Here is a 1,366-nt window from a genome sequence, read left to right as displayed (position 1 = left end):
AGAACCTGAAACCGTGTACGTACAAGCAGTGGGAGCACCTTCGTGGTGTGACTGCGTACCTTTTGTATAATGGGTCAGCGACTTATATTCTGTAGCAAGGTTAACCGTATAGGGGAGCCGAAGGGAAACCGAGTCTTAACTGGGCGTTAAGTTGCAGGGTATAGACCCGAAACCCGGTGATCTAGCCATGGGCAGGTTGAAGGTTGGGTAACACTAACTGGAGGACCGAACCGACTAATGTTGAAAAATTAGCGGATGACTTGTGGCTGGGGGTGAAAGGCCAATCAAACCGGGAGATAGCTGGTTCTCCCCGAAAGCTATTTAGGTAGCGCCTCGTGAACTCATCTTCGGGGGTAGAGCACTGTTTCGGCTAGGGGGCCATCCCGGCTTACCAACCCGATGCAAACTACGAATACCGAAGAATGTTATCACGGGAGACACACGGCGGGTGCTAACGTCCGTCGTGAAGAGGGAAACAACCCAGACCGCCAGCTAAGGTCCCAAAGTCATGGTTAAGTGGGAAACGATGTGGGAAGGCACAGACAGCCAGGATGTTGGCTTAGAAGCAGCCATCATTTAAAGAAAGCGTAATAGCTCACTGGTCGAGTCGGCCTGCGCGGAAGATGTAACGGGGCTAAACCATGCACCGAAGCTGCGGCAGCGACGCTATGCGTTGTTGGGTAGGGGAGCGTTCTGTAAGCCGTTGAAGGTGGCCTGTGAGGGTTGCTGGAGGTATCAGAAGTGCGAATGCTGACATAAGTAACGATAAAGCGGGTGAAAAGCCCGCTCGCCGGAAGACCAAGGGTTCCTGTCCAACGTTAATCGGGGCAGGGTGAGTCGACCCCTAAGGCGAGGCCGAAAGGCGTAGTCGATGGGAAACAGGTTAATATTCCTGTACTTGGTGTTACTGCGAAGGGGGGACGGAGAAGGCTATGTTAGCCGGGCGACGGTTGTCCCGGTTTAAGCATGTAGGCGGAACGACCAGGTAAATCCGGTCGTTTATTAACGCTGAGGTGTGATGACGAGGCACTACGGTGCTGAAGTAACAAATGCCCTGCTTCCAGGAAAAGCCTCTAAGCATCAGGTAACATCAAATCGTACCCCAAACCGACACAGGTGGTCAGGTAGAGAATACCAAGGCGCTTGAGAGAACTCGGGTGAAGGAACTAGGCAAAATGGTGCCGTAACTTCGGGAGAAGGCACGCTGATATGTAGGTGAAGCCCCTGCGGGTGGAGCTGAAATCAGTCGAAGATACCAGCTGGCTGCAACTGTTTATTAAAAACACAGCACTGTGCAAACACGAAAGTGGACGTATACGGTGTGACGCCTGCCCGGTGCCGGAAGGTTAATTGATGGGGTTAGCGG

1 rRNA gene is annotated in these 1,366 nt (G+C 52.9%); it reads left to right on the top strand.

The features are described from left to right. Nucleotides 1-1,366 (top strand): 23S ribosomal RNA (locus tag FHC48_RS22965); the annotation flags it as partial.

This window comes from Enterobacter sp. EC_50, assembly GCF_019584525.1.
Classification (GTDB): domain Bacteria; phylum Pseudomonadota; class Gammaproteobacteria; order Enterobacterales; family Enterobacteriaceae; genus Enterobacter; species Enterobacter roggenkampii.
Note: the sequence above shows the minus strand (reverse complement) of the source record. Positions and strands in the feature narration are given on the sequence as shown.